This window comes from Collinsella sp. AM28-11LB (assembly GCF_003469895.1).
Classification (GTDB): Bacteria; Actinomycetota; Coriobacteriia; order Coriobacteriales; family Coriobacteriaceae; genus Collinsella.
Genome location: NZ_QSKJ01000014.1, coordinates 12,359 through 35,040 on the forward strand (window position 1 = coordinate 12,359; position 22,682 = coordinate 35,040).

The window sequence follows — 22,682 nt, forward strand, 5'->3', positions numbered from 1 at the left end:
TGCCCAAAAGCAACTCGTCTAGTTTACCTAATCTGCGAGGGCATCGCAAACGCCATCGAGCAGGCGTACGGCGAGCGTCTGCGCGTCGCTGGCCGTGAAGGTGCCGTTGTAGCGCGTCATGCCCGTGAGCTCAATGCGAATGCGAGCCGGCTTCTGCTGCGCGGCGACATTGGCGGTGCGGATGCGCTGGGCCAGGTTGTGGCACTCGGCGAGGGCAATCGTGGCGCGCGGTGCGGCGTCGGCGGGCAGCTCGTCGCTTGCGATTTCGAGCACCAGGTCAACGTCGGTTGGGACCTCGGAGTCGCAGAGCATCATGCCGCTGTTGTCGGTCGTTGCCGTGGCGATATTCCACATGCGCGACGCAACGCTGCGTGCGATGGGGTCCTCGCCGATAACGGCAATCTGAAAGCGCTCGAGCACATTGGCGGCACGGGCAAAACCGATACGCGACTCGGCCTCGGTGACCGAGGGCTTACCCTCCCACACATGGTGCAGGCGGTTGATGTAGGCGTAGGTGTCCTGGAAGGCCATGCCGTCGGCAAACAGACCGACATTTTCCTGAAACTGCTGCAGGGCGGCCTCGGTATGCGGGCCAAAGTAGCCGTCGTCCTCGCCGCAGGCAAAGCCCAAAACGTTCAGAGCGCGCTGCAGGGCCTGCACATCGGCGCCATGGAAATTGGGCATGCGCAGATAGAGGGTGCGGTCGCCCAGCTTATACGAGGCGTCTACCAGGGCGCTCCAGCAGGGGATATCGACGGCGCTGCCGGCGGCAAGGCCGCTATCGAGCCTAAAGGTGCCAACAGCCTGCTCGGTGGTGGTGCCAAAGCGCTTGTCGGCGACCTCGGCGTCGTCGATTGTATAGCCGAGCTGCAGAAGGCGGGACTGGACGTCCTCGACGGCTGCTCCCTGCATGCCCGTAGTAATAGGTTCCATGAACGAACCCCTTTCGGCGTACCATTCGTACTATTTGAGCGTGTGTCGGATAGACAACGCAAAGGGATGCATAAACATGCACTCAACAGTGTAGCAAGTTGTACCCAAATACGCTGCTGACAGGTTTTATAACCCCCGCTAGTTAAGGCGCTCCACAAAGAAATCTGCCATGGAGAGGAATAGCTCGCGTGCATGCGGGTCGAGCTCGACGCCTTCGATGGCGGCCTTGGCCTTAGCGGTCAGATCCAACGCGTAGGTGTGGGCGTAATCGATGGAGCCGGTCTCCTGGAAGATCTCCACGGCGCGTGCGAGCTGCGCGGGATCATCGGTGCCCGAGGAAAGAATCGCCTCGACCTCGTTGTGGTGGCGCTCATCAGAGAGGGCGTGTACGGCGACGAGCGTACGCTTGCCCTCGGTGATGTCGGTACGGAAGTCCTTATTGGCGGTTTCCTTGGTGCCAACAAGGTTGAGCAGGTCGTCCTGGATTTGGAAGGCAAGACCGGTGTGCAGGCCAAAGGTGCGCAGCGCCTCGATTTGCTCATCGCTGCCGCCGCCAATAATGGCTCCGGCGGCAAGTGGCGTCGCTCCGCTGTAAAACGCGGTCTTGTGCGTCGCCATGTCCAGGTAGTCATCAACCGAGATATCAAAGCGCTCATCACGGACCCAACCCAGGTCGAGCGCTTGGCCCTCGATGGTGCGGACGATCATCTCGGTAAGCTCGTGGAGCACGCGCACCTTCACGTCGGACTCCAGCGTGGGGTCGTCGAGAACCGTCTTGGTGACCATGGTGAGCGCTAGGTCGCCACAATTGATGGCAAGGCCCGTGCCCTCGGTAAGGTGCATGCAGGGCTTGCCTCGACGAAGCTGTCCGTTGTCGGCGATGTCGTCGTGGATCAGCGCGCCCGACTGGAAATGCTCGATGGCTGCCGCGGCGCTGCGGGCGCTCTCAAAGCTACCGCCCACTGCGGTTGCGGCGAGCATGCAGATAAGCGGGCGGTGGCGCTTGCCGGCGTTTGCCGTAAATGTCGAGAGCGGGGTATACAGGTAGCGCTCGATATCGGCGGAAGTCGCCTGTCCGTCAAAGAACGTGGCCAGATAGTCGTTAATCTGGTTAAAGTGCTGGGCTAAAAAGCTGGTAAACGGACTAGACACGGGCTCTCGCATTCTTTCTGAGGTTGCATCGTTGCATTATGCAGACAACATATTGCCACATTGGGGCGTCGAGCGCGGCGGTTGAAGACGATTGGGCCATGTGGCCGCGCATGTGGTAGGGGCTCGGCTAGATAAGCCCAAAGTGTTCGAGCGCGGTGACGACGCCGTCGTGGTCGATGCTGTCGGTTACATAGTTGGCCTTTTCCTTGAGGAAGTCCGGCGCGTTGCCCATGGCGATGCCAACGTCGACCGTCTCCATAAGGGCGATGTCATTGCTCGCGTCGCCAATACCATACACGGTGCCGTGGTCTGGCCCCAGGGCGTCAAGCACGGCCTCGATTCCGGCTCGTTTGGTGCACTCGCGAGGCGAGATTTCTGTGACCTCAAGCTCGAGCTCATTAAAGCAGAGCAGGGGTCCAAGCTCTTTATCCTGAGCGATGCGGTTGGCGAGTGGTGTGGACATAAGGATCTTATAGGCGTTGTAGTGCTTAAGTTGCGTGACGGCATCGCCAGAGGTGCGTGCGTATCCGGGCGCCTCGGGCGCGTCCGCACTCATGCGCACGACTCGATTAAGGCCTTCAAAGCGAATCTCTTCACCCGATTGCTCGAGATAGGGGGCGAGGCGTTGTAGCAGACCGGGGCTTATGGCTGCATTGCGCACGATGCGCCCCTCGAGTTCGGCGTAACCGCCCGCGAGACAGACGACGCCCGCCCACGGCAGGTCGAGCAGCTTGGGATGGATGCAGCTGAGGGCGCGCCCCGTGCAGATAAAAGCCTTGTTGCCGTTGGCGACAAACGCGCGAATTGCCTGCGCAACCGTTTCATTAGGATAGGGGGAAAGGTCTCGCTCGCCCTCGGGAAGCTCTTGGACAAGTTTGGGATCTTGCCAGGCGAGCGTACCGTCGATGTCAAAGAAGCAGATATCTCCATGATTTTTGGCGGCGTCGACAGCATGAGAAGGCGAGATGGCGGGCGCAAAACCTGGTTCGAGCCCCATAACCTGATCAAAGTGCTCTTTGACACGGGGAACCGAGACGCCGATGATCACCTGGGCTGTCTTGCCGGTGACGATGAGGCCCTTGGCGCCCACTGCGACAAAGGCCGCGTTGTCCGCCACGACAGAAGGGTCTACGACTTCGACGCGCAGCCGCGTGGCGCAGTTGGTTGCGCCCACAATGTTCGAGGCGCCGCCCAGAAGCGCTACAACCTGCTCGGCGAGCAGATGATCTTGCGATGCCTGGCTTTCGGAAGCGCTGGTCTTGGAGGAGCGCTTTTCGTCAACGTTGCCTCCCGTCAAGCGCGAGAGCGCCGCGCTACTGGCAATATGGTCCTCGCGTCCCGGGGTTTTAAGGCCAAAGGTCAGGATAAGGCCTCGAAAGCTCAAGAAGAAGATGGCGCTAAAGATGAGTCCGATTCCGAGCGCCAAAAGGTAAGAGCCGGCATGCGTCCGCATGAGCGGGATAAAGTTGAAGGCAGCCATCTCCATGAGGCCGCCCGAGAAGATGCCGACGATGCCAAAGAAGTTCATGGCCATGGCGAGGCAGGAAGATAGGACGGCGTAGAGCAAAAAGAGCCCGGGATGGGTGAACATAAAGAGAAACTCGAGCGGTTCGGTGACGCCGCAGACCACCGAGGCGACGATGGCGGGCACAAGGATGGCTTTGAGGCCAGCACGGCGTTCGGGCTTGGCGGTGGTGTAGAACGCTGCGGCGATGGCGGGAAGGCCAAAGAGTTTGACCCAGCCGGTGGCGGTAAAACCAGCCCACGGCGCAAGCTCATTGAGGGGGCGCGTGCTGTGCGACAGGATGGGAAGCAAGTTGGTCCACGTGGCGTAGATGCCGTCGTTAATGACCAGGTTGTCGTAGTAGATCGGCATGTAGAGCAGGTGGTGCAGCCCCATGGGCTCGAGTGCTCGCTCCAAAAATACAAAGATACCCACGCCGAAGGGGCCGACGCCCACAAGTGCATGGCGCAGTGTTTCGGTCGCTGCGTATACGAAGGGCACGATGACGGCCGAGATGGCGGCAAGGGCGAGCACGGCAAAAAAGCTGATGAGGTAGACCAGCGAGGAGCCCGAGAAGGTGCCGAGCCAATCGGGAACCTTGGCATCGTAGAAGCGGTCATGGACGGCGACGACGGTTGCCGACACCGCCAGCGGGCCGATAATGCCGGTGTCGAGCGTCTTGATGCCATCGATGATGGTGATGCCGCTTGCGGGGGTCAAAGACGACGGATACTTAAGCCCAAGGTTGTCGCCGCTCAGCTTAATGATTTCGCTCAAAAAGAAGCAGTAGGCAAAATAGGCCACGAGTGCCTCGAGGCAGCAGCGTGCCGGTTGTTTTTGGGCAAGGCCGATAGGCAGTGCTACGGCAAAAAGGAGCGGAAGGCGTTTAAAGACTGTCCACGAGCCGCGCTGAATGATAGTCCAAAAAACGTACCAAGGGGTTCCGTATACGGCGAGGTCGCCGACGATATCCGCAGACGTTGCGAGGGCGGAGACACCGACCATAAGGCCCGATATGGAAAACAACATGGCGGGCGCGAACATTGCCCCGCCAAAGCGTTGGATTTTTTGCAGCATGTTCTGCCTCCCGAATATCGAGGCGCGTTGCGCGTGGTGAAACGTTTAAACAATGGAATCATTGTAGAGGACCAGACGATTGTCGTATCGGCAGTTTTGAGCGAAACCGGTTTGGGCGCGACAGAAACCGTCAACGGTTAAATCCTGTCGCTTTGCCGATAATCGGTTTAGACAACTTTAAGAAATGCTATCGTGCCTAGCCATACATATTCATTAGAGGTGAAGTCATGCCAAAAGCGATTTACGAAGGAATCTACCGAGAAATACGCTCGCGCATCATTAATGGAACCTATGCGTTTCAGGAGATGCTGCCAACCGAGGCCGAGCTGACCGCGGAGTTCGGGTGCACCCGCAATACCGTCCGCCGAGCACTTGCCATGCTGGCCGACGAGATGTACGTGCAACCCATTCACGGCAAGGGCGTGCGTGTCATCTGGCTCAAAGGTGAGACCGATATGCTCGGCGCACTCGAGGAAGTCGAGTCGTTTGCCGAATTCGCAAAGCGCAACAACGCCGTTGCATCGACGGATGTTAAGTCCTTTGAACATCTGGTCTGCACTGAACAGCTCTCCCGCCGCCTGGGCTTTAAGGTGGGCGAGGAGCTCATTCGCGTGGTGCGTGTCCGCAGTCTTAACGGCAGTGCTCGCCAGGTGGACCACGGCTACTTCCTAGAGTCGATTGCCAAGGGCCTGACGCCCGAGATTGCCGCAAAGTCCATCTACAACTATCTGGAGCACAAGCGCGGCGTCAAGGTGATGGCGAGTCGCCGTACGGTGAGCGTCGAGCTTGCCAACGATGAGGACTGCAGCTACTTGGACCTCGGCAAATACAACTGCGTTGCCGTCATGGAGAGCCAGTCGTACACCTCGGATGGCATCTTGTTCGAGGTCACGCATGCCCGCACGCATCCTGAGATCTTCCACTACCGCGTCAACTCCAAGCGATAGCCGGCTAGCTCGCAGCCTGACGAGACTCAAGCCCTCAAAGAGAAAACGCCCGGTCAAACCGACGATGCATCGGCTTGACCGGGCGTTTTCTCTGCATTCGATAACAAATAATTGTTTATACAAAACTTGTCAAGTATCAAGTTGAAATAACCGTTCACCGATGATTTTCTACCACTCTAGTAAAACTTGTTCAAACAACTAACCAAATAGCGTATTGTACAAATCAGCGAAAGGGGTTTCGTCCCCAAGCCAATCTCCGAAGGCGGCGACAAAGGGTGTCGCCACGGTGTGAAAGGGTGGATTGTAATGAAGAACGAAATGAGCAGAAGGCAGTTCCTGGGCTTCGCTGGTTCCGCGGCCGCAGTCTTTGGTCTGGGCCTCGTGGGCTGCGGCGGTTCTGCCGGCTCTGGCTCCTCTGCTTCTGGTGATGCTGCCGAGGTCTACTTCCTTAACTTCAAGCCCGAGGTCGACAAGGAGTGGAAGGAGATCGCCAAGGCCTACAAGGAGGAGAAGGGCGTCGAGGTCAAGATCGTGACCGCCGCTTCCAACACCTACGAGGAGAAGCTCAAGTCCGAGATGTCTAAGAGCTCCGCTCCGACGCTGTTCCAGGTCAACGGCCCCACCGGCCTTAAGAACTGGAAGGACTACTGCGCCGATCTGTCCGACACCAAGGTCCGCGGTGAGCTCATCGACGACTCCCTGGCGCTGCAGTCCGACGGCCAGGATCTGGGCATCGACTGGGTTCAGGAGAGCTACGGCATCATCTACAACAAGGAGCTCCTCGAGAAGGCCGGCTATAAGGCCGAGGACATCAACTCCTTCGACAAGCTGAAGGCTTGCGCCGATGATATCCAGGCCCGCAAGGACGAGCTCGGCATTGACGGTGCCTTCACTTCCGCCGGTATGGATGACTCCTCCAGCTGGCGCTACACCACCCACCTCGCCAACCTCCCGCTCTACTACGAGTTCGAGAAGGAGCACAACCAGGAGGACGACGAGATCAAGGGCGAGTATCTCGACAACTTTAAGCAGATCTTCGACCTGTACATCACTGACTCCACCTGCGATCCTTCGCAGCTTGCCTCCAAGACCGGCGACGACGCCACCAACGAGTTCGCAGCCGGCAAGACCGTCTTCTACCAGAACGGCTCTTGGGCCTATGCCGACCTCACCAAGGCTGGCATGACCGACGACCAGCTCGGCATGCTGCCGATCTACATCGGCGTCGATGGCGAGGAGAACCAGGGCCTGTGCTCCGGCGGCGAGAACTACTGGTGCGTGAGCTCCCAGGCTTCCGAGGATGCCCAGAAGGCCACCGAGGACTTCATGTACTGGTGCGTCACCTCTGACACCGCCACCTCGATTATCGCCGACAAGATGGGTCTGACCGCCCCGTTCAAGAGCGCCAAGGACACCAACAACGTCTTCTCGCAGCAGGCCGTTGCCATGGCCAAGGACGGCAAGAAGACCGTCGCTTGGGACTTCGTCTACATCCCCTCTGAGGAGTGGAAGAAGAACCTCAAGCAGGCTCTGATTGCCTACGCTGCCGACAACAGCAAGTGGGACGACGTTAAGAATGCCTTCGTCGACGGCTGGAAGACCGAGAAGGCTGCTTCCGAGTAAGCAGTTGCTGCCCGAGATATCTGATTAGCGACAGGGGGGCGGGCAGACGTTGGTTTGCCCGCCCCCTGCATATTGAAAGGACCCTTCTATGGGCAAAGCACTCAAGCGCTGGTGGCCGCTCTTTATGTTGCCCACGTGCCTGGCGTTTATGATCGGGTTCGTGATTCCCTTTATCCAGGGTTTCTATCTCTCGTTCTGCCAGTTTATTACCATCAATAACACGCACTTCGTCGGTATCGAGAATTATGTGCGCGCATTGACGGACCCGCAGTTCTCCACGTCGTTCTTCTTTACCGTGGCGTTTGCCTTCCTGTCGACGGTGCTCATCAACGTGATCGCCCTCGCCATCGCGCAGGCGCTCACCCGCAAGGCACTCAAGGGAACCAACATTTTCCGTACGATCTTCTTCATGCCTAACCTGATCGGCGGCATTGTGCTGGGTTACATCTGGCAGATTCTGATCAACTGCCTGCTCTCCAACGTGGGTGCCCAGCTCATCGCCCTTAACTCTGCCGCTGGCTTCTGGGGCCTTATCATCCTGACCCTGTGGCAACAGGTCGGCTACATGATGATTATCTACATCGCCGGTCTGCAGTCCATTCCGTCCGACTACATCGAGGCCGCCAAGGTCGACGGCGCTACGGCATGGCAGACGTTTTGGAAGGTTAAGATCCCTAACCTGATGCCGACGATTACTATCTGCCTGTTCCTGTCCATTACCAACGGCTTTAAGCTGTTCGACCAGAACCTCGCCCTTACCGGTGGTGCCCCTGCGCACTCCACCGAGATGCTCGCCCTGAACATCTACAACACGTTCTATTCGCGCGCTGGCATCGCGTGGCAGGGCATTGGCCAGGCCAAGGCAGTCATCTTCTGCATCCTGGTCGTCGCTATTTCCATGATCCAGCTTAAGGCCACGAGGTCCAAGGAGGTGCAGCAGTAATGAAACGCGATAAGGCTATCAACCGCGCTCTCTCGATTTTCTTTACGATCCTGTCGCTCGCGTGGATCTACCCCGTGTTCATGATTGCACTCAATTCCTTTAAGAAGGGGACTGCAATCAGCACCACCACGGCGTTCGATCTGCTCACGCCCGAGACGTTTAACGGCCTTGCAAACTACGTGCATGCTCTTAACGAGCAAGGCTTTGCTTCGGCGTTTATGTATTCGCTTATCATCACGGTCACGTCGGTCGTGCTGATTTTGGTGTGCTGCTCCATGTGCGCTTGGTACGTGGTGCGCGTCAACAGCAAGATTTCGAACTTCTTCTATTACCTGTTCGTTTTCTCGATGGTCGTGCCCTTCCAGATGCTGATGTTCACGCTGTCCAACCTCGCGGACCGCATCGGCTTTAACACGCCGTTCAACATCTGCTTCATCTATCTGGGCTTTGGTGCGGGCCTGGCGGTCTTTATGTTCGCCGGCTTTGTCAAGAACATCCCGCTCGAGATTGAAGAAGCGGCCATGATCGACGGATGCAACCCGGTCCAGGTGTTCTTTAAGATCGTCCTTCCCATCATGAAGCCCACCTATCTTTCGGTCGGCATCCTCGAGACCATGTGGGTCTGGAACGACTACCTGCTGCCCTACCTTACGCTCGACTCCACCAAGTACAAGACCATTCCTATCTTGATCCAGTACTTCCGTGGCGGCTATGGCCATGTCGAGCTTGGCCCCATGATGGCCTGCATCATGATGGTCGTCGTCCCCATCGTCATCATGTACATCTTCTGCCAGAAGTACATCATCGACGGTGTGGTGGCAGGTGCCGTCAAGGGCTGATGCCGTAACTGTTTTGCAAGTTTTGGCGGCGCCCCTCATCGCGGCGCCGCGTATCGAAAGGTAAAGACATGGCCGAGATCGTTCTCAAACATGTTCAGAAGGTGTATCCCAACAACGAGTCAAAAAAGAAGGGCTTCTTTGGCAAAAAGAAGAAGACCGGGGAGAAGAAGCACAACCTCAAGGTTACCGAGGACGGTGTGCTCGCTGTAGAGGACTTTAACCTCACCGTTCACGACCAGGAGTTCATCGTCCTCGTTGGCCCCTCTGGCTGCGGTAAGTCCACGACGATGCGCATGGTCGCCGGCCTGGAGGACATCACCTCGGGTGACGTGCTCATCGACGGCAAGCGCGTCAACGACGTCGCTCCCAAGGACCGCGACATCGCCATGGTGTTCCAGAGCTACGCTCTGTACCCCAACATGACGGTGTACGAGAACATGGCGTTTACGCTTGAGCTCAAGAAAGTCCCCAAGGACGAGATCGACCGCAAGGTCCGCTCCGCTGCCGAGATCTTGGGTATTACCGAGCACCTCGACCGTAAGCCCAAGGCGCTTTCGGGCGGTCAGCGTCAGCGCGTCGCCATCGGCCGAGCCATCGTGCGTGACCCCAAGGTCTTCCTGATGGACGAGCCGCTGTCCAACCTGGACGCCAAGTTGCGTAACCAGATGCGCGCCGAGCTCATTAAGCTGCGTCACGAGATCAAGGGTACCTTCATCTACGTTACCCACGACCAGACCGAGGCTATGACCCTCGGCGACCGTATCGTGGTCATGAAGGACGGCGTCGTCCAGCAGATCGCCACGCCGCAGGAGGTCTTCAACCATCCCGCGAACATCTTCGTCGCCGGCTTCATCGGCGTGCCGCAGATGAACTTCTTCGATGCCCAGCTGGTGCGCTCGGGCAACGGCTTTACCGTCAAGACCGAGGATATGAACGTGGCGCTCGCCCCCGAGACTTGCGCACAGCTTGCCCTCAACTGGGACGGCGGCGACGTGAAGGAGATTACGGCCGGCGTGCGTCCCGAGCAGATCCTGCTTGCCGACAAGGGCGAGGAGGGTGCGCTCCAGGGCACCGTCGAGGTGACCGAGCTCATGGGCTCGACCGAGCATGCCCACGTGACCGCTCCCGACGGCCAGTTTGTCCTGATTATCCCCGTCGTCGACCTCGAGGCCAAGGGCGCGCTCAAGGCGGGCGACCCCATCTGGTTCAAGTTCGAGAAGAACGCGACCCACCTCTTCGATAAGGTCTCTGGCAAGAACCTTATCTAGGCCCGGTGCATCCAGACCCTCCCTTTGGGCGACTGCGGTATTGCCATCCTTTTGCCGCGGTCACATATAAGGCTCCCCTCCCGTCCACTGGGCGAGAGGGGAGCCTTTCTTTGTGTTGGGGCTGTCTGGCCGGTCGTTTGTCTCGATCTGTAACAGGTGGGGCCGATTTCGGACGTTAGATGTTACAGATCGAGACGGTTCCGCTGAGCTAACCATTTCATCTAAATCTGTAACACCAAAGACGAATTTCAGCTGCTAGATGTTACAGATTGAGATATTGCTGCGGGACGATTCCGTTTGTCTCGATCTGTAACAGGAAGAACCAATTTTAGGTGCCAGATGTTACAGATTGAGATGAACTCAGATAGACGGTTTTGATTGTCTCGTTCTGTAACGGGCGGTGCCAATTCTTCTGGCTAGTTGTTACAGATCGAGATTGTTTGGCAGAGTCGGGTCACAGGGTAACGTGCGGGCACAAAAAACGGAGCCGGGTTGCCACGACTCCGTTTCTCAAGAGGATGGGTAAGGGGAATGAGCTAGCTCAGATGCCAGATCTCGTCGTTGTACTGGGAGATCGTACGGTCGGACGAGAAGGTGCCGGCGTTGGCGATATTGATGAGCGCCTTGCGCATCCAAGCGTCCTGGTCCTCGTAGTCGGCCAGCACGCGCTCCTTGGTCTGGATGTACTCCTCAATGTCGAGTAGGGCCATGAACCAGTCCTTGCCCTTGATGTCGTCGTGCAGACGCTGCAGGCGCTCCGCGTTGCCGGTCGCCATAAAGGCGGGGTTGGTGATGAAGTCCACCAGCAGTTTGATGCCGGGCTTGCGGTAGAGTGCGCCGGCATCGTAGGTGCCGTCGGCGTAGAGCTGCTCGACCTGCTTGGACGAGGCGCCAAAGGTGTAGATGTTCTCGTCGCCCACGAGCTCGGCAATCTCCACGTTGGCACCGTCGAGCGTGCACAGGGTTAGGGCGCCGTTGAGCATGAACTTCATGTTGGAGGTGCCGCTTGCCTCCTTGGAGGCCAGGCTGATCTGCTCGGAGATGTCAGCGGCGGGGATCACGCGCTCGGCGGCGGTGACGTTATAGTTCTCGATCATGACAACCTGCAGGTAGGGAGCCACGTCGGGGTCGTTTGCAATCCACTGCGACAGCGTCAGGATCAGGTGAATGATGTCCTGGGCGATGGTGTAGGCAGGTGCCGCCTTGCCGCCAAAGATGATGGTGACGGGGTGAGCGGGCTTGTTGCCGTTCTTGATGTCGAGATACTTCCAGATGATGTAGAGCGCGAGCATCTGCTGGCGCTTGTACTCGTGGATGCGCTTGACCTGAACATCGATGATGGCGTTGGAGGGAATGGTCACGCCCTGCTCGAGCGCCATGAACTGGCGCATGATGCTCTTGGCCTCGACTTTGGTGGCAGCCAGGCGCTCAAGAACGTCCTTGTCGTCGGCGAATTCGGCGAGCTTGCTCAGATCGCCGGTGCTGCGCCAATCGGTGCCGATCACATCGTCGAGCAGGCTGGCGAGCGCGGGGTTGGCGCCATGGATCCAGCGGCGGAAGGTGATGCCGTTGGTCTTGTTGGAGAACTTCTCGGGATAGATCTCGTAGAACGGATGAAGCTCGGTGTCCTCAAGTATCTTGGTGTGGAGGGCGGCTACGCCGTTGATGGAGAAGCCAAAGTGGATGTCCATGTGGGCCATGTGGACGGTGTTGTATTCGTCGATGATGGCGACGCGCGGGTCATCGTGCTCGGCCTTCGCGATCTCATCGAGCTTGACGATAATGTCGGCGATGGCAGGGGAGACCTTCTGCAGGCTGGCGAGCGGCCACTTCTCGAGGGCCTCGGCAAGAATCGTGTGGTTAGTGTAGGCGACCATGGAACGTACGATGGTCACGGCCTCGTCAAACTCGATGCCATGCTCGGTGGTGAGCAAGCGAACGAGCTCGGGAATGACCATGGTGGGATGCGTATCGTTGATCTGGACCACGGCGTAGTCGGCCAGATCGTGCAGGTTACTGCCGCGCTCGACAGCCTCGTCGATCAGGAGCTGGGCAGCGTTACTCACCATGAAGTACTCCTGGTAGATGCGAAGCAGACGGCCCTGCTCGTCGGAATCATCCGGATAGAGGAACAGGGTGAGGTTCTTGGCGATCTCGGTCTTATCGAAGTCGATGGAGCTGCCGGGGACCAGGCCATCGTCGACACTTGCCAGGTCAAACAGGCGCAGGCGGTTCTTGGTGGGCTGGCCGTAACCAGGCACATCGATGTTGACGAGCTTGGAGGTGACGGCAAAATCGTCAAACTCAACGGTGTAGGAGCGGTCGTCATCGACCAGGATGTCCTGCTCGCCAAGCCACTCATCGGGGACGGCCTTCTGCTGCTTATCGACAAAGCGCTGGCGGAACAGGCCGTAATGGTAGTTGAGGCCCACACCGTCTCCGGTAAGGCCCAGCGTGGCGATGGAATCCAGGAAGCATGCGGCCAGACGGCCCAGGCCACCGTTGCCCAGCGACGGCTCGACCTCAAACTCCTCGATCTTGTTGAGGTCGTGACCGGCGGCAGTGAGCTGATCCTTAACCTCGTCGTAGATGCCAAGGTCGATCATGTTGTTGATGAGCAGCTTGCCAATCAAAAACTCGGCAGAGATGTAGTAGAGCTTTTTCTTGCCATTGTTGAGCGGGCAGGCGGAAGAGCGCTCCTGCACGAGCTTGACCAGCAGCTTGTAAATGCGACGGTCGTCGAGCTGCTCGAGCGAGGCGCCAAAAGACTGCTCGGCGAGTTCCATGAGGTTTATTTGGGGCATGTTTCCTCCTGTGATGGGTTGTTTCATGTCTGCAATTCATAAGAAGCCCGCGCGAGGGGATTGGGGTGGCCTCGCGCGGGAAAAGCAAGCGCGTCCGCACGGTGGGGAGGGGTCGGGCGCGGTAGCTCCTATTGAGGAAGCTCGATTTCAGCTTCCGACGGGATGCGGAAGTAGGTTTCGGTCCAGTCGGTGAGTTTGTGCTCGAGCTCGCGGGTGATGGCGCCGTCGAGCATGCGCCAAGTCCAGTTGCCGCCCAGCGTGGCAGGGGTGTTGATGCGCGCCTCATTGCCCAAGTTGAGCAGGTCCTGCATGGTGTAGATGCACGTGTCGCTTACGCTGGCGGCGATGGTGCGATTGAGTGCATCTGCCATGGGTTCGCCGGCCTGCTGATGGGCGTACAGGGCTGCCTGCTCGCGCTGACGCGGGGTGGCCGTTCCCTCAAACCAACCACGTGCCGTTTCGTTGTCGTGGGTGCCCACGTAGGCGACGGTGTTGGCAATGTAGTTGTGCGGCAGGTAGTACGAGTTGGTGCCCTCAAAGGCAAACTGCAGGATCTTCATGCCAGGGAAGCCCGAGTTGTCGCGCATGTCGATGACACCGGGAGTGAGGAAGCCCAAGTCCTCGGCGATGATGGGCAGCGTGCCGAGCTTTTCCTCGAGCGCTTTGAAGAGCTTGAGGCCGGGACCCTGCGTCCACGAACCGTGGGACGAATCGGGCGAGGAGAACGGCACCTCCCAATAGGCCTCGAAGCCGCGGAAGTGATCCAGGCGGATGACGTCGTACATGTCGAGGGCAGCGCGAATGCGGCCCTCCCACCAGGAGAAGCCGTCGGACTCCATGGCGTCCCAGTCGTAGATGGGGTTGCCCCAGTACTGGCCGGTGGCCGAGAACTGGTCGGGCGGCGTGCCGGCGACGCTCACGGGATTGCCGGCGGCGTCGATCTTAAAGAGCTCAGGTGTCGCCCACATCTCGACGGAGTCGCGCGAGACATAAATGGGCAGGTCGCCGATGATGAGAATGTCGCGCTCGTTGGCATAGGCCTTGAGGCGGCTCCACTGGCGATCGAAGAAGTACTGCGTCATCTGGTGGTAGAGCATGCGCGCCGGATGGTCGGCGCAGACCTTGGCGGAAGACTCGCCGCGGGTGCGGAGCTCCGCGGGCCACTCCCAAAACGCCTTGAGACCGCACTCCTCTTTGACGGTCATGAACTCACAGTAGGGGATGAGCCAGTCCTCGTTGGCCTGGATAAAGTCATCGAAATCGGCCGGCTTGTCGGCAGCAAAGCGCTCGGCGGCGCGGTCGAGAATCTGACGGCGGCCGCCAAAGATGGCACCGTAGTCGACGTTACTGGGGTCAGAACCCAGGTACACGCCATCGATATCGCGCTGCTCTAGATACCCTGCCTCGATAAGCTCGGCAAAGTCGATAAAGTTGGGGTTGCCTGCGCGGGCCGAGAACGACTGATAGGGCGAATCGCCATAGCTGGTCGTCGTAAGGGGCAGAATCTGCCAGTAATGTTGTTTGCACGAGGCGAGAAAATCGACGAAGTCGTAGGCATTCCAGCCAAAGCCGCCGATTCCGTATGGTCCGGGCAGAGATGAGACGGGCATGAGGACGCCGCTTGCACGCTCCATGAATGCGCTCACCAACCTTCTTGTTGTGGGGTCGGCCTGCCGATGGGTGTGCAGTCCGCCTCCGATGTTCTGATTCGATACGCCTATTGTAAAACATGTTGTTTAAACATGTACAGGCAAGATAAAAAAGTTGGTCGATTTTCGGCGAATGGTTACATGCCATGAAAAAGCCCCGACCTCACAACGTGAGATCGGGGCAAGAGCGGTATGTAGGTTTTTGCTACTCGGCGTCGGCGAAGCCGTTGGGGTTGTGGCTCTGCCAGTTCCAGCTATCGCGGCACATGTCCGCGATGTCGTACTGGGCCTTCCAGCCCATCATGCGCTCGGCCTTGGAGGCATCGCACCAGTTGGCAGCGATGTCGCCGGCGCGGCGCTCGCGGATCACGTAGGGCAGCTCCTTGCCACAAGCCTTGGAGAAGGCGGCGACGACCTCGAGTACCGAGGTGCCGGTGCCGGTGCCCAAGTTAAAGATCTCGACGCCGGTCTTGCCGTTCATCCAGTTAAGGGCGGCAACGTGACCAGAGGCCAGATCGCACACGTGGATGTAGTCGCGCACGCCGGTGCCGTCGGGGGTGGGGTAGTCGTTGCCAAAGACCTGAACGGCCTCGAGCTTGCCCACGGCGACCTGGGCGACATAGGGCACCAGGTTGTTGGGGATGCCCTTGGGGTCCTCGCCGATCAGGCCCGACGGATGAGCGCCGATGGGGTTGAAGTAACGGAGCAGCACGACGTCCCACTCGGGGTCGGCGGTGTGGACGTCCATAAGGATCTGCTCGATCATCCACTTAGTCCAACCATAGGGGTTGGTCGCGGGCTTCTTAGGATCCTCCTCGGTGACGGGCGGGTTGTCCGGGTCGCCGTAGACGGTCGAGGAGCTCGAGAAGATGATGGACTTGCAGCCATGGTTGCGCATGACGTCGATGAGCACCAGGGTGTTCTCGATGTTGTTGTGGTAGTACTCAACGGGCTTGCTCACCGACTCGCCGACGGCCTTAAAGCCGGCAAAGTGGATGACGCGGTCAATCTGATGGGTATCGAAGATCTTGTTCATCGCATCGCGGTCGAGCACGTTGGCCTCGTAGAAGGTGAGGTTCTTGGCGGCCTCGTCGCCCACGATGGTCTTGACGCGGTCGACGGCGACGGCGCTGGAGTTGGAGAGATCATCGACGATGACGACCTGGTAGCCCCCCTCGAGCAGCTGAACGACGGTGTGCGAGCCGATAAAGCCGGCGCCACCGGTAACGAGGACGCAGGTGTCTTTGGGGTCGAGTGCTTTGGACATGTAGTCTCCTATCGAATCAGGAACACTTCTTCAGGGGAGTATAGCGCAGACAGTTGTTCCAAAAACGTACGCGGCAGGAAAAGCAGAGGATTATGTTAACGTACTCATACAAGAGCTTGCGTACGCATAACCTGATCTTTGGCATTTGCTTACGAGCCGTCGACCTTGCAGTTTCCTGCCGTTCGTGGAAATCGTTGGGACGCGCCATATGTACGCTAATATGTATGAGTTGAGCGACATATAAATAAGCATGTAACGGAGTACATATGTCACCAAACAGCGATTCCATCCTTTCCCAGGAGCTCTCGCGCCGTACCGCCCTCAAGGCCCTGTTCGGCGCCGCTTCTGCGGCAGTTCTTTTTGGCTTGCCCACTCGCGCCCATGCGGCGGAGGCTTCCAAAGAAACCACCGATAAACTGAATGCCGCCCAGGCCCAGCTCGACGAGGTTCAGGCCCAGCTCGACAGCATCGCAAATGAATACGCGGCGCTGGCCAACAAGAACGCCCAGACCCTCAACGATATCGAGGGCGTACAGGGCCAGATTGACAGCACGCAGGCGCAGATTGACGAGAAGAAGGCCGAGCTCAAAAAGAAACGCGGCGATCTTTCCGATCGCGTGGCCGCCAGCTACAAGTCCGGCGGCACGAACATCCTGTCGCTGCTGCTGGCCTCTGGCTCGTTTGAGGAACTCGTCGCCAACGCGCATTACGTTGAGAAGATTAACAAGAGCGACCGCGATGCCATCGAGGATATCCAGACGATTCAGGCTGAGCTCGACGCACAGAAGACCGAACTCGAAGCACAAAAGGCCGACCTGGAGAAACTCAAGGACCAGCAGACGGCTCAGATGCAGGATATGCAGGCCAAGCAGCAAGAAGTCCAGACCGTGCTGAACGGTCTTTCCGACGACGTCAAGGAGCTCATGGCTCAGCGCGATTCCGAGATTCTCGCTGCCGCCCAGGCTGAGGAGGCTGCCAGGAAGGCCGCCGCTGCCGCGGCCGCCGCGAACAAGAACAATTCCTACTCGGGTGGTTCGAGCTCGGGTGGCGGATCGTATGCGCCCGGAACCCCGCAACAGAATGCCGGCTCGGGCAAACAGCAGGCCGTCGTCAACGCGTGCTACTCCACGCCTTCGCCGGGTCAGAACTGGTGCGCGGCGTGGGTTACCAATGTCTTCCGTAACGCCGGCGTTGGCTACTTTGGCGGTAACGCGTGCGATATGTTTAACGCATGGTGCTATAGCTCCGACCGCTCGGCGCTGCAGGTGGGCATGATCGTGGCCGACTCATCGCATAGCGGCACGGGTGCTCCGGGCCTTATCTACGGTCATGTGGGTATCTACGTTGGCGGCGGCATCGTTATGAGCAACGAGGGAGCCATTACGTCTAAGTCGCTTGATTCGTTTATTAGCTTCTATGGCACTGGCTCTGGCGTGCGTTGGGGCTGGCTTGGCGGTATTGCGCTGTCGTAACTGCGGCTTGGTCCGGGACAGTCCGAGAGGCATAAGGTTGCCTGCTCGGGCAGTCCTGCTCGCACGGAGAGCACATTAAGTGCTCTCCGGCTCGTGCGGAACTCGCGATCAACCTTATGCCTCTCGGACTGTTCCGGCCCTCTCGGGTCCTGAGCGCGACACACCGGACTGGGTTATCTGAATAAATATGGCGAAGGCCCCTTTCGGGGCCTTCTTTGTTAGAGGAATTCGCCTACTCGGTGAACTTCGGGTTCTAGGTCTACTCCGAATTGGTCTTTGACTTTGGCTTGGATGTCGCGGATGAGTTCGTCGACGTCGGCTGCGGTGGCGTGGTCGGCGTTGACGATGAAGCCGCAGTGCTTCTCGCTTACCTGCGCGCCGCCGACGGCATGGCCGCGCAGGCCGGCGTCCATGATGAGCTTGCCGGCAAAGTAGCCCTCGGGGCGCTTGAAGGTGGAGCCGGCGCTCGGCATGCCGAGCGGCTGCTTGTCCTCGCGGCGCTGGCGGTATTCGTCCATGTCGGCCTTGATCATCGCGGCGTTGCCCGGGGCGAGATTGAAGGTGGCCGAAAGAACGATGAAGCCGTCGTCGGCAATGCGGCTCTTGCGATAGCCCAGGTTGAGCTCATCGACATCGAACTCGATGATGTTGCCGCTGCCGCGGGTGCCGTCGTCGAGCATGCGGGCGGGCTTGTAGACACGCACAGACTCCAGCACATCGGCCATGCAGGCACCATAGGCACCGGCGTTCATGTAGCAGGCGCCGCCGACCGATCCGGGGATGCCCGAGATGGGCTCCATGCCGGTGAGGCCGGCCTCGGCTGCTGCCGCGGCGACATCGGAAAGCAGGGCGCCGGCTGCCGCCGTGACGTGCGTGCCGTCGACCGTAATGTCGGAGAGGCCCTCGCCCAGCGCCACGACGACGCCGCGGATGCCCTTGTCTCCGACGAGCAGGTCCGAGCCGTTGCCCACGATGGTGAGCGGCAGATCACAGCGATAGCAGGTGTCAAGCGTGGCGACGAGGCCCTGCTCGGTATCGGGCGTGACAAAGACATCGGCCGGGCCACCGATCTTAAACGTGGTGTGCTCGCGCATGGGCTCGCTCATCAACACGTTGTCCTCGCCGGCAACGCCAGCGAGCGCGCACAGCAGGTCCTCGTTAAAAAAGTCGTTCTCGTGCATACGAATATCCGCCTTTTGGTGGTCGTTCTCATCAATCGATTGCAATATACCCCACCCAGATGTATTTGGTGCGCTGGCGGCGATAAAACTGCCGTCCACCGGATTGATAAAGTGTTTATCATCGAGGTAGAGGGGCAGTCGCTATACTTTCAAGAGATTGCGCGTAAACCCGGAAGGAGCGAGATGGCCAACAAAGTCACCCTCAAGCAGATTGCCCAAGAGGTGGGGCTTTCCCCTTCGTCGGTCTCGCTTGTTCTCAATAATCGGCCCTGTCGCATCTCGGAAGAAAACCGCAAACTCATCAAGGAGGTTGCGGCGCGCAATCACTATGTTCCCAACCAGATCGCGCGCAGCCTGGTCATGCGCGAGTCGCGCACCCTGGGCCTTATCGTCCCCAACATCGAGAGCCGCTTTTTCGCCTCGCTCGCCGGCAGCTTGGAAAAGCGCTGCCGCGAGGACGGCTACGCGCTTTTTATTACCAGCTCGGGCGGAAGCGCCGATGACGATCTGGAGCTGCTGCGCCAGCTGGTGACGCGCGGCGTTGATGGCGTCTTCCTGGTGGTAGGTGACGAGTTCTCCGACGACCGCGCCCTGCGCGAAGAAGTCAGCCACCTGCCCATCCCGGCCGTAATGGTCGACCGTGCCATTGAGGGGCTCGAGTGCGACAAGGTGATGTTCGACCACGAGATGGGCGGCTATATGGCCACCCGCTATCTGATCGAGCAAGGCCATCGCCGTATTGCCTGCTTGGTTAACGCGCGTCGCTCCAATACGGGTCGCAAACGACTTGCCGGCTATGAACGCGCGCTGCGCGAGGTTGGCCTGCCCATCGACGCGCGCTTGGAGTTCGAGAGCGAGTACTACATTCCGAGTGCCTACGAGGCCTCGGAGGCGGTGCTCGCAACCGATGCCACCGCCGTGTTCGCAAGTTCGGACAACATCGCCCTCGGTTTGCTCAAGCGCTTGCACGAGATGGGGAAGAGCATCCCGGGCGATATCTCGGTGGTGAGCTATGACAACTCGGCTGCCGACGTTCTCTTTGAGCCGGCGCTGACCGCGATCGAGCAGGATCCGGGCGTGCTTGCCGAGCATGCCTTTGGTTGCATGTCCAAACGTCTTGCCGGCAAGGGCGGCAGGCGTGCCGAAGAAGTGGTTCTGGAGCCTGCTCTCATTGTGAAGGGCAGCGTTCTAGAACTTACTAAATACAACTAAACATGTTTATCAATTCGAGAAGATCGAATGTGGAGCATCTGTGACAGGCAATGCCGCAGGTGAATGTTGCGTTTTGCCAATTGGTGTGTTTGATAGAGATGATAAAACGTTTTTTCACCATGATAAAACGTTTTAGCAAATATACTAGTCCCAACGAATGGTTGCCGTATCGGAGGGTGACCGCGCAGCGAAGGGACATAAACAATGGCTAAAACACTGGGGACGCCGTGGCAAAAGCTGGGGCACGAGGTGCCGGCTTCCGAGCTCGAGGGTGTCGATCTGTATTGGCGCGCTTCGAACTACCTGTCCGTCGGTCAGATCTACCTTCGCTCCAACCCGCTGATGCGCGCTGACTTTGTCGACGATAAGACTGGCGAGGCGCGCGACTTCGGTCGTCCGGACGTCAAGCATCGCCTGGTTGGTCACTGGGGCACCACGCCTGGCATCAACTTCCTGTTCGGCCACGTCAACCGCCTTATTGCCGATCACAACCAGAACGCCATTTTCTTGATGGGCCCGGGTCACGGTGGCCCCGCCGGCACCGCCCAGTCGCTGCTCGACGGTACTTACCGCGAGATCCGCCCCGACATCACCAATGACGAGGCCGGCCTGCAGAAGTTCTTCCGCCAGTTCTCCTATCCCGGCGGCATCCCGAGCCACTTTGCGCCCGAGACGCCCGGCTCCATCCACGAGGGCGGCGAGCTCGGCTACACGCTCAGCCACGCTTACGGTGCCGTCATGGACAACCCGAGCCTGCTAGCCGTGGCCGTGGTGGGCGACGGCGAGTCCGAGACCGGCCCGCTCGCGACTTCTTGGCAGTCCAACAAGCTCGTGAACCCGGCAACCGACGGTATCGTCCTGCCGATCCTGCACCTCAACGGCTACAAGATCGCCAACCCCACCATCCTCGCCCGCGTGTCCGACGAAGAGCTCACCAAGTTCTTTGAGGGTATGGGCTATAAGCCGCACTTCTTTATCGCCGGCTTTGACGACGAGAGCCACGCAAGCATCCATGAGCGCTTTGCCGCCCTGTTTGAGCAGGTCTTTGACGAGATTTGTGACATCAAGGCCACCGCGCAGGCCCAGGCTGCCGCGGGCGAGACCGTGGTCCGCCCGGCCTACCCCATGATTGTGTTCCGTACGCCCAAGGGCTGGACCTGCCCCAAGCAGATCGACGGCAAGAAGACCGAGGACTCCTGGCGCGCCCATCAGGTGCCGCTGGCAAGCGCCAAGGACACTCACGAGCACTTCCGCGTGCTGCGCGAGTGGCTGCGCTCCTACAAGCCCGAGGAGCTCTTTACGCCCGAGGGCCAGGTGCGCCCCGAGGTAACGGCCTTTATGCCGACCGGCGAGCTGCGTATTGGCGCCAACCCCAACGCGAACGGCGGCAAGGTGCGTCGCGAGCTCGAGCTGCCCGATATCCACGCCCACGAGATTCCCGTCGCCGAGAAGGGCCATGGTTGGGGCTCCACCGAGGCTGCCCGCGTCTTTGGTGAGTACACTGCCGACGTTCTGGCCAAGAACATGGACGACTTCCGCATCTTCGGTCCCGACGAGACCGCGTCCAACCGCCTGCAGGCCGCTTATAAGGTGACCAAGAAGCAGTGGGATGCCGGCTTCTACGAGGACGAGGCCAACGACGAGCTGCTCGCTGGCTCCGGCAAGGTTGTCGAGCAGCTGTCCGAGCACCAGTGCGAGGGCTTCCTCGAGGCCTATGTGCTCACCGGCCGCTCCGGCGTGTGGAGCTCCTACGAGAGCTTTGTCCATGTGGTCGACTCCATGGTCAACCAGCACTGCAAGTGGCTCGAGGCTACCAAGCGCGAGATTCCGTGGCGTGCCCCCATCAGCGGCCTCAACATTTTGCTGTCGAGCCATGTTTGGCGTCAGGACCACAACGGCTTCTCGCACCAGGATCCCGGCTTTATCGACCTGCTGCTCAACAAGGCCAACGACACGCATATCGTGAACGCTTACTATCCGGCCGACGCTAACATGGCTCTCGCCGTGGCCGAGCGCGTCTACCAGTCCACCGACTGCGTCAACGCGATCTTCTGCGGCAAGCAGCCCGCCCCGACCTTCCAGACGGTCGACGAGGCAAAGGCCGAGCTCGCCGAGGGCGTCGCAAATTGGGAGTGGGCATCGACCGCCGACTCGCTCGGCGAGGCCGACGTCGTGGTCGTCACCTGTGGCGACGTGCCGACGCTCGAGGCTCTGGCTGCAACCGATATGCTGCGCGAGCTGGGCATCAAGGTATGGTTCGTCAACGTGGTCGATCTGCTCAAGATTCAGAACGTCTGCGAGAACGACCAGGCTATAAGCGACGAGCGCTGGGCTGAGCTGTTTGGCTGCGGCGAGAAGCCCGTGCTCTTCGCGTTCCACGCCTATGCCGGCACGATTCGCCGCCTGATCTGGAACCGCCCCGGACACGACGCGTTCCGCGTCCACGGCTACGAGGAGAAGGGCTCCACGACCACGCCGTTCGACATGCTGCGCCTGAACAACATGGATCGTTGGGCCCTGGCCGCCGACGTGCTGCGCATGGTCGACGCCGTTAAGTTTGCCGAGCAGATTGATGAGTGGGAGGCCTTCCGCACCGAGGCCTTTGAGTTCGCGTGCGACGAGGGCTTCGATCACCCGGCCTTTACCGACTGGGTCTGGCCCGACGCCGCTGCCGCAACCGCAGCCGACGGCGCGCTCTCCGCAACGCAGCTAACTGCCGGCGACAACGAATAGCATCCGGGACGGCCTCGCGCTGGGGCCGCCTCCGGGCGGGCGCCTTCCTCTGAGAAGTGGGCTTCGCGAACTTCTCAG

15 protein-coding genes are annotated in these 22,682 nt (G+C 59.4%); 8 read left to right on the plus strand and 7 right to left on the minus strand.

The features are described 5' to 3' along the window. Nucleotides 1-27: 27 nt before the first annotated feature. From DW732_RS09135 to DW732_RS09145, 3 genes are all read right to left on the minus strand, one after another. Entirely contained in the window at nucleotides 28-933 is a 906-nt protein-coding gene (locus DW732_RS09135; RefSeq protein WP_199406666.1) for a peptidoglycan-binding protein, read from the minus strand. Between the two features lie 138 nt (nucleotides 934-1,071). Beyond that, the gene (locus tag DW732_RS09140) at nucleotides 1,072-2,085 is read right to left on the minus strand and encodes a polyprenyl synthetase family protein (protein ID WP_118099373.1); all 1,014 of its coding nucleotides are present in this window, start codon (nucleotides 2,083-2,085) and stop codon (nucleotides 1,072-1,074) included. Between the two features lie 127 nt (nucleotides 2,086-2,212). After that, nucleotides 2,213-4,666 carry a PTS transporter subunit EIIC gene (locus DW732_RS09145; protein ID WP_118099374.1) on the minus strand — a complete coding sequence of 818 codons (2,454 nt, stop codon included), beginning with the start codon at nucleotides 4,664-4,666 and terminating at the stop codon, nucleotides 2,213-2,215. A gap of 227 nt (nucleotides 4,667-4,893) precedes the next feature. Between DW732_RS09145 and DW732_RS09150 the strand changes: the two genes are divergently transcribed. The 5 genes from DW732_RS09150 to DW732_RS09170 all read left to right on the plus strand — a co-directional run bounded on the left by DW732_RS09150 (nucleotide 4,894) and on the right by DW732_RS09170 (nucleotide 10,286). Continuing rightward, nucleotides 4,894-5,613, plus strand: a complete 720-nt coding sequence (locus DW732_RS09150) for a GntR family transcriptional regulator (RefSeq protein WP_118099375.1) — start codon at nucleotides 4,894-4,896, stop codon at nucleotides 5,611-5,613. A gap of 306 nt (nucleotides 5,614-5,919) precedes the next feature. Continuing rightward, the gene (locus DW732_RS09155; RefSeq protein WP_118099376.1) at nucleotides 5,920-7,236 is read left to right on the plus strand and encodes an ABC transporter substrate-binding protein; all 1,317 of its coding nucleotides are present in this window, start codon (nucleotides 5,920-5,922) and stop codon (nucleotides 7,234-7,236) included. An 88-nt stretch (nucleotides 7,237-7,324) separates the two neighbouring features. Beyond that, the gene (locus tag DW732_RS09160) at nucleotides 7,325-8,179 is read left to right on the plus strand and encodes a carbohydrate ABC transporter permease (RefSeq protein WP_118099377.1); all 855 of its coding nucleotides are present in this window, start codon (nucleotides 7,325-7,327) and stop codon (nucleotides 8,177-8,179) included. Beyond that, a complete protein-coding gene (locus DW732_RS09165) occupies nucleotides 8,179-9,018 on the plus strand; it encodes a carbohydrate ABC transporter permease (protein WP_117858793.1) in 840 nt (279 codons plus the stop codon). Before DW732_RS09160 ends, DW732_RS09165 begins: the two co-directional genes overlap by 1 nt. Nucleotides 9,019-9,086: 68 nt before the next feature. Next, the gene (locus tag DW732_RS09170) at nucleotides 9,087-10,286 is read left to right on the plus strand and encodes an ABC transporter ATP-binding protein (protein WP_118099378.1); all 1,200 of its coding nucleotides are present in this window, start codon (nucleotides 9,087-9,089) and stop codon (nucleotides 10,284-10,286) included. A 536-nt stretch (nucleotides 10,287-10,822) separates the two neighbouring features. Here DW732_RS09170 and glgP read toward each other — a convergent pair. From glgP to galE, 3 genes are all read right to left on the minus strand, one after another. After that, entirely contained in the window at nucleotides 10,823-13,090 is a 2,268-nt protein-coding gene (gene glgP / locus DW732_RS09175) for a glycogen/starch/alpha-glucan family phosphorylase (protein ID WP_233539427.1), read from the minus strand. Between the two features lie 128 nt (nucleotides 13,091-13,218). Continuing rightward, nucleotides 13,219-14,736: a 4-alpha-glucanotransferase gene (malQ, locus tag DW732_RS09180; protein WP_233514223.1), complete on the minus strand. Its 1,518-nt coding sequence runs from the start codon at nucleotides 14,734-14,736 to the stop codon at nucleotides 13,219-13,221. Between the two features lie 208 nt (nucleotides 14,737-14,944). Next, complete coding sequence (galE, locus tag DW732_RS09185; RefSeq protein WP_006235870.1) at nucleotides 14,945-16,006, minus strand: UDP-glucose 4-epimerase GalE; 1,062 nt, start codon at nucleotides 16,004-16,006, stop codon at nucleotides 14,945-14,947. A 266-nt stretch (nucleotides 16,007-16,272) separates the two neighbouring features. On the opposite strand from galE, the gene DW732_RS09190 reads away from it, so the two are divergent. Beyond that, complete coding sequence (locus tag DW732_RS09190; protein ID WP_118099380.1) at nucleotides 16,273-17,478, plus strand: hypothetical protein; 1,206 nt, start codon at nucleotides 16,273-16,275, stop codon at nucleotides 17,476-17,478. A 218-nt stretch (nucleotides 17,479-17,696) separates the two neighbouring features. On the opposite strand, the gene murB is transcribed toward DW732_RS09190, so the two are convergent. Then, the gene (gene murB / locus DW732_RS09195) at nucleotides 17,697-18,659 is read right to left on the minus strand and encodes a UDP-N-acetylmuramate dehydrogenase (RefSeq protein ID WP_118099381.1); all 963 of its coding nucleotides are present in this window, start codon (nucleotides 18,657-18,659) and stop codon (nucleotides 17,697-17,699) included. Between the two features lie 183 nt (nucleotides 18,660-18,842). Here murB and DW732_RS09200 point away from each other — a divergent pair, with 183 nt between their 5' ends. Both DW732_RS09200 and DW732_RS09205 read left to right on the plus strand, forming a co-directional pair. Next, complete coding sequence (locus tag DW732_RS09200) at nucleotides 18,843-19,871, plus strand: LacI family DNA-binding transcriptional regulator (protein ID WP_055252182.1); 1,029 nt, start codon at nucleotides 18,843-18,845, stop codon at nucleotides 19,869-19,871. A 204-nt stretch (nucleotides 19,872-20,075) separates the two neighbouring features. Next, nucleotides 20,076-22,604, plus strand: coding sequence for a phosphoketolase (locus tag DW732_RS09205; RefSeq protein WP_118099382.1), 2,529 nt, complete (start codon nucleotides 20,076-20,078; stop codon nucleotides 22,602-22,604). Nucleotides 22,605-22,682 lie beyond the last annotated feature (78 nt).

Coding starts and splice junctions, on each gene's coding strand:
- DW732_RS09155 (WP_118099376.1), top strand. CDS start 5,920: ATGAAGAACGAAATGAGCAGAAGGCAGTTCCTGGGCTTCGCTGGTTCC.
- DW732_RS09205 (WP_118099382.1), top strand. CDS start 20,076: ATGGCTAAAACACTGGGGACGCCGTGGCAAAAGCTGGGGCACGAGGTG.
- murB (WP_118099381.1), bottom strand. CDS start 18,659: ATGCACGAGAACGACTTTTTTAACGAGGACCTGCTGTGCGCGCTCGCT.
- glgP (WP_233539427.1), bottom strand. CDS start 13,090: ATGCCCCAAATAAACCTCATGGAACTCGCCGAGCAGTCTTTTGGCGCC.
- DW732_RS09190 (WP_118099380.1), top strand. CDS start 16,273: ATGTCACCAAACAGCGATTCCATCCTTTCCCAGGAGCTCTCGCGCCGT.
- DW732_RS09200 (WP_055252182.1), top strand. CDS start 18,843: ATGGCCAACAAAGTCACCCTCAAGCAGATTGCCCAAGAGGTGGGGCTT.
- DW732_RS09135 (WP_199406666.1), bottom strand. CDS start 933: ATGGAACCTATTACTACGGGCATGCAGGGAGCAGCCGTCGAGGACGTC.
- DW732_RS09145 (WP_118099374.1), bottom strand. CDS start 4,666: ATGCTGCAAAAAATCCAACGCTTTGGCGGGGCAATGTTCGCGCCCGCC.
- DW732_RS09150 (WP_118099375.1), top strand. CDS start 4,894: ATGCCAAAAGCGATTTACGAAGGAATCTACCGAGAAATACGCTCGCGC.
- DW732_RS09165 (WP_117858793.1), top strand. CDS start 8,179: ATGAAACGCGATAAGGCTATCAACCGCGCTCTCTCGATTTTCTTTACG.
- galE (WP_006235870.1), bottom strand. CDS start 16,006: ATGTCCAAAGCACTCGACCCCAAAGACACCTGCGTCCTCGTTACCGGT.
- DW732_RS09160 (WP_118099377.1), top strand. CDS start 7,325: ATGGGCAAAGCACTCAAGCGCTGGTGGCCGCTCTTTATGTTGCCCACG.
- DW732_RS09170 (WP_118099378.1), top strand. CDS start 9,087: ATGGCCGAGATCGTTCTCAAACATGTTCAGAAGGTGTATCCCAACAAC.